4 protein-coding genes and 1 pseudogene are annotated in these 5331 nt (G+C 75.0%); 4 read left to right on the top strand and 1 reads right to left on the bottom strand.

Going from position 1 to position 5331, the window contains the following annotated elements; genetic code table 11:
* Window positions 1–1169: GNAT family N-acetyltransferase (locus ABZ923_RS40850; RefSeq protein ID WP_361483374.1), on the top strand; the 1169-nt coding region annotated here is incomplete at its 5' end.
* Window positions 1170–1260: 91 nt separating this feature from the next.
* Here the strand turns inward: ABZ923_RS40850 and ABZ923_RS40845 are convergent.
* Window positions 1261–2463 carry a PLP-dependent transferase gene (locus ABZ923_RS40845; protein WP_361483371.1) on the bottom strand — a complete coding sequence of 401 codons (1203 nt, stop codon included), beginning with the start codon at window positions 2461–2463 and terminating at the stop codon, window positions 1261–1263.
* 60 nt (window positions 2464–2523) lie between these two features.
* On the opposite strand from ABZ923_RS40845, the gene ABZ923_RS40840 reads away from it, so the two are divergent.
* The 3 genes and pseudogenes from ABZ923_RS40840 to ABZ923_RS40830 all read left to right on the top strand — a co-directional run.
* Window positions 2524–3009 (top strand): Lrp/AsnC family transcriptional regulator, encoded by a 486-nt coding sequence (locus ABZ923_RS40840; protein ID WP_030339892.1) that lies wholly within the window; start codon window positions 2524–2526, stop codon window positions 3007–3009.
* Between the two features lie 53 nt (window positions 3010–3062).
* On the top strand, window positions 3063–4754 hold the full coding sequence (locus tag ABZ923_RS40835; RefSeq protein ID WP_361483367.1) for a DUF885 domain-containing protein: 1692 nt from the start codon (window positions 3063–3065) through the stop codon (window positions 4752–4754).
* 172 nt (window positions 4755–4926) lie between these two features.
* Window positions 4927–5331 (top strand): annotated as a pseudogene (locus ABZ923_RS40830) (hypothetical protein); the annotation flags it as partial.

Raw genomic sequence — 5331 nt, 5'->3', positions numbered from 1 at the left:
GCGACCCGGGCGCCCCCGCGCCCGGGCGCCCGCGGCCGGCCGGGCCCTCCGAGCAGCCCGCCGCCTACGGGATCGGCGGCACGCTGTGGCGGATGCGGACGACCGTGAAGGACGAGCCGGGTTCGCTGGCCGCCCTGTGCACGGCGCTCGCCGAACACCGGGTGGACATCCTGAGCCTGCAGACGCACCCGCTGGCCGACGGCACGGTGGACGACTTCCTGCTGCGGGCGCCGGGCGCACTCCCGGCGGCCGAGATCTCCCGGGCGGTCGCGCTGGCCGGGGGCACGGCCACCTGGATCGAGCGGGCCGATGCCCACGACCTGGTGGACGTGCCCACCCGGGTGCTCGGCCTGGCCGCCCGCACCGCCCTGGACACCGCCGAACTGCCGCTGGCGCTGCGCCAGTTGCTGGGCCGCTGCACGATCCGGTCGCTGCCCGGCAGGCCGGCCGGCGGCGGGCGCGGTCCGCAGCCGGTGCCGGCCGAGGGGGTCCTGGAGGACACCCTGATGCGGCTGCCGGCACCCGAGGGCGGTGTGCTCACCGTGGAGCGGCCGTATCTGCCGTTCACCCCCACCGAGTTCGCCCGCGCGCGGGCGCTGGTGGAGCTGGACACCCGGCTCGGACCGCGGATCCCCGACGGTGAGGACGTCCTCACCCTCCCCGAGGGCGACGACATCACCGTGCGCCGGGTCGACACCGGTGACCTGGCCGCGGCCCGGGCGATGCACGACCGGTGCTCGCCGCACACCCTCGGCCTGCGCTACCACGGCCCGGTCGGCGACGCGGAGCGCTATCTGAACCACCTGCTCAGCCCCCGCTACGGCCGGACCCTGGCCGCGCAGACCGCCTCCGGGCGGATCGTCGGCCTCGGGCACCTGCTGTGGGACGGCGACGAGACCGAGGTCGCGCTGCTGGTCGAGGACGAGTGGCAGCAGCGCGGCATCGGCGGCGAGCTGCTCGGCCGGCTGGTGGCGATGGCGGCGGAGGCCGGCTGCGCGAGCGTGTACGCGGTGACCAAGGCGTCCAACACGGGCATGGTGGCCGCGATGCGCGGGCTCGGCCTGCCGCTGGACTACCAGGTCGAGGAGGGCACGCTGGTGATCACGGCCCGGCTGGACCCCACACCGGTCGCCGCCGCACCCGGCCCCCAGCCGCCGCGCCACGGCTGAACCACGCGCCCGGGACCGAGGACACGGCACCGCCGTCCGCCCGGACGGCGGTGCCGTTCCTGCCGCACCCTCCGCAGCGCCACCGCCCGCCTCAGCGCACCGCCTCCTGCAGCGCCGTCACCCGCCGCGCGCGCGGAGCGCCCAGCGCCCGGTCCAGGTCGGCCCACAGGTCGTCCACGTCCTCCAGGCCCACCGACAGCCGCAGCAGCCGGTCGCTCACCCCGGCCCCGCGCCGGTCCTCGGCGTCCACGATGCGGTGGCTGATGGACGCGGGGTGCTGGATGAGCGTGTCGACGCTGCCCAGGCTCACCGCGGGGGTGACGAGCCGGACCCGGGAGATCACCTCGTGCGGGTCGCCGTGCACCTCGAAGGCGATCATCGCGCCGCCGAGCCGCGGATAGCGGACCCGGGCCACGCGCGGGTCGGCGGCGAGCCGGCGGGCCAGCTCGGCGGCGTTCGCGGAGGCGGCCCGCACCCGCACGGGGAGCGTGGACAGTCCGCGCAGCAGCAGGTAGCCGGCGAGCGGATGCAGGACTCCCCCGGTGGCGAACCGTATCTGCCGCAGCCGGCCCGCGAACTCCTCGTCACAGGCGACCACGCCGGCGAGCACATCGCCGTGTCCGCCGAGGTACTTGGTGGCGCTGTGCAGCACGAGCCGGGCGCCCTGTTCGGCCGGGCGCTGGAGCACGGGCGTGGCGAAGGTGTTGTCGGCGAGCAGCGGCACGGAGCCGCAGGCGTGCGCGATGCCCCGCAGGTCGAGTTCGGCGAGGGTCGGGTTGGCCGGGGACTCGACCATCACCAGGCCGGTGTCCGGGCGCAGCGCCTCGGTGATGCCGGCCGGGTCGGTCCAGGTGACCTCCGTGCCGAGCAGTCCGGCGGTCAGCAGGTGGTCGCTGCATCCGTACAGGGGCCGTACCGCCACGACATGGCGCAGGCCCATGGCGGACCGGGCGAGCAGGACCGCGCTGAGCGCGGCCATCCCGCTGGCGAAGGCGACCGCGGACTCGGTGCCCTCCAGACGGGCGAGGGCGGTCTCGAAGCGGGCCACGGTCGGGTTGCCGAGGCGGCCGTAGACCGGCGGGCCGACCGGGTCGGCTCCGTCGGCGGCGAAGGCGTCGATGCGGGCGGCCTCGGCGCGGCTGTCGTAGGAGGGGTAGGTGGTGGACAGGTCGATCGGCGGGGCGTGCAGACCCTGGCGGGCGAGGTCGTCGCGGCCGGCGTGCACGGCCTCGGTGGCCAGGGCTCTGGGTGCGGTGCGTACGTCGTCGTAGGCACCGGTGCTCGCTGTGTCCATGGGCGGAAGGGTGAACATCGAACGGTTCACCGGAATCGAACACCGTGCTACGTTCGGCCCATGGCCGAATCCGTCGTACTGGATCCGGTCGATCTGCATCTGCTGCGGCTGTTGCAGAACGACGCCCGGACCACCTATCGCGACCTCGCCGCGCAGGTGGGCGTGGCGCCGTCGACCTGTCTGGACCGGGTGACCCGGCTGCGCCGCTCCGGTGTGATCCTCGGCCACCGGCTGCGGCTCGATCCGGCCAAGCTCGGACGCGGTCTCCAGGCGCTGCTGTCCGTGCAGGTACGGCCGCACCGGCGGGAGCTGGTGGGACCGTTCGTGGAGCGGATCCGGGCGCTGCCGGAGGCGCGGTCGGTGTTCCACCTGACCGGGCCGGACGACTACCTCGTGCACGTGGCGGTCGCGGACATGGCCGATCTCCAGCGGCTGGTGCTGGACGAGTTCACGGCGCGGCGGGAGGTGGCCCGGGTGGAGACCCGGCTGATCTTCCAGCAGTGGGAGTGCGGGCCGCTGCTGCCGCCCGGCCACGCCCAGAGCTGAATCCCGCCACACGCGGATGACGCGGAGATCTTCGCCGTACGAGGATGGGCCGCATGTCTGAGATCCAGAGCCCGCTTCCCCGCCAGGTCGCCGACGCCTACGTCGACGACCTCATCGCCCTCGACCCCGTCACCGGCACCTACCTCGGTGTGAAGGAGAGTTCGAGCAGGCTGCCCGACTACTCGCCGGACGGTCAGGAGGCCCTGGCGGAGCTGGCGCGGGCCACGCTCGCGAAGCTGGACGAGGCCGAGCGGCGGCCCGGTGCGGACACCGACGTGGAGCGGCGCTGCGCCCGGCTGCTGCGGGAGCGGCTGACCGCCGAACTCGCCGTCCACGACGCCCAGGAGCACCTGCGCCGGATCGGCAACCTGGACACGCCCGCGCACGCGATCCGGGAGATCTTCACGGTCACCCCGGCCGAGACCGAGGAGGACTGGGCGGCGATCGCGCAGCGGCTGCGCGCGGTGCCGGACGCGCTCGCGGGCTACCGGGCCTCGCTCGAACTCGGCCTGGAGCGCGAGCTGTTCGCGGCGCCGCGGCCTACCGCGACCCACATCGACCAGCTCACCGAGTGGACGGACACGGACGGCACGGGCCGCGGCTGGTACGAGGACTTCGCCGCCGCCGGCCCCGAGGCGCTGCGCGCGGAGCTGGACGAGGCGGCACGGGCGGCGACCGGCGCCCTGGCGGAGCTGCGGGACTGGCTGCGGGACGTGTACGCGCCGGCGATCGAGGGCGCCCCGGACGTGGTCGGCCGGGAGCGGTACGCGCGCTGGGCCCGCTACTTCAACGGCACGGACCTGGACCTGGACGAGGCGTACGCGTACGGCTGGGCGGAGTTCCACCGCATCCTCGGCGAGATGCGCAAGGAGGCGGAGCGGATCCTGCCCGGCGCCGAAACGCCGTGGGTGGCGCTCGCGCACCTGGACGAGCACGGCAGGCACATCGAGGGCGTGGACGAGGTCCGGGAGTGGCTCCAGGGCCTGATGGACAAGGCGATCGAGGAGCTGGACGGCACGCACTTCGAACTCGCCGAGCGGGTGCGCAGGGTGGAGTCGTGCATCGCCCCGCCCGGCGGTGCGGCGGCCCCCTACTACACGGCGCCCTCGGAGGACTTCTCCCGGCCCGGCCGCACCTGGCTGCCCACGATGGGGCTGACCCGCTTCCCGGTCTACGACCTCGTCTCGACCTGGTACCACGAGGGCGTGCCCGGCCATCACCTCCAGCTCGCGCAGTGGGCGCACGTGGCGGAGAACCTCTCCCGCTACCAGGCGACGATCGGCGGGGTCAGCGCCAACGCGGAGGGCTGGGCGCTGTACGCGGAGCGGCTGATGGACGAGCTGGGCTACCTCACGGACCCCGAGGAGCGGCTGGGCTACCTGGACGCGCAGATGATGCGGGCGGCCCGGGTGATCGTGGACATCGGCATGCACCTGGAGCTGCGGATCCCGGCGGACTCGCCGTTCCACCCCGGTGAGCGGTGGACGCCCCGGCTGGCCGAGGAGTTCTTCGGCCGGCACAGCAGCCGGCCCGCGGACTACGTGGAGAGCGAGCTGACCCGGTACCTGACGATCCCGGGCCAGGCGATCGGCTACAAGCTCGGCGAGCGGGCGTGGCTGCTGGGCCGGGAGAAGGCGCGCGAGCGGCACGGCGACACGTTCGACCTGAAGGCCTGGCACATGGCGGCGCTGTCGCAGGGTTCGCTGGGCCTGGACGACCTGGTGGACGAGCTGGCCCGGCTCTGACCGCCCGGTCCCGGCCGGAGGCCGTCGGCACCACCCGCCCGCGCGGGCGTCCCGCGGCGGCGCGGCGCGCGAGCGGGTTTCCCGCTCGGCCGTACGGCCGCCTCCCGGTGGCGGGGGGCGGGGCGCGGGCGGCTAGCTGGTGCCGGGGGCCGATGCGGAAGGCGGGCCGGGCATGCAGGAGCAGGCGCCGGGGCGGCGGGCACTTCGGACACCACGCGTCGCCGGGCTGGCCGGGGTGGTCTTCGCGCTGCTCCTGGCGGCGGCGATGACGCTGGTCAGGCTGGGGCTTCCGGAAGGCGCCGACACCGCCACCGCCCACGCGTTCACGGACTCCGTGCGGCGCGACGCGCTGCGTGCGGCCCTCGCGCTGGTGCCGTTCGCCGGCATCTTCTTCCTGTGGTTCGTCGGCGCGATCCGCCTGTACATCGGCGCGGTCGAGGACAAGTTCCTGTCCACCGTCTTCCTCGGCAGCGGGCTGGTCTTCACCGCGATGATGTTCGGTGCCGCCGCGGCGGCGGACGCCGTGCTCGCGGTGTCCCACCCGGCCGGCCGGCCGCCGCCGCCGGCCGCCTGGGAC

The organism is Streptomyces sp. NPDC046881, assembly GCF_040645015.1.
Taxonomy (GTDB): Bacteria; Actinomycetota; Actinomycetes; order Streptomycetales; family Streptomycetaceae; genus Streptomyces.
This window is presented reverse-complemented; position numbering and strand designations above follow the sequence as displayed.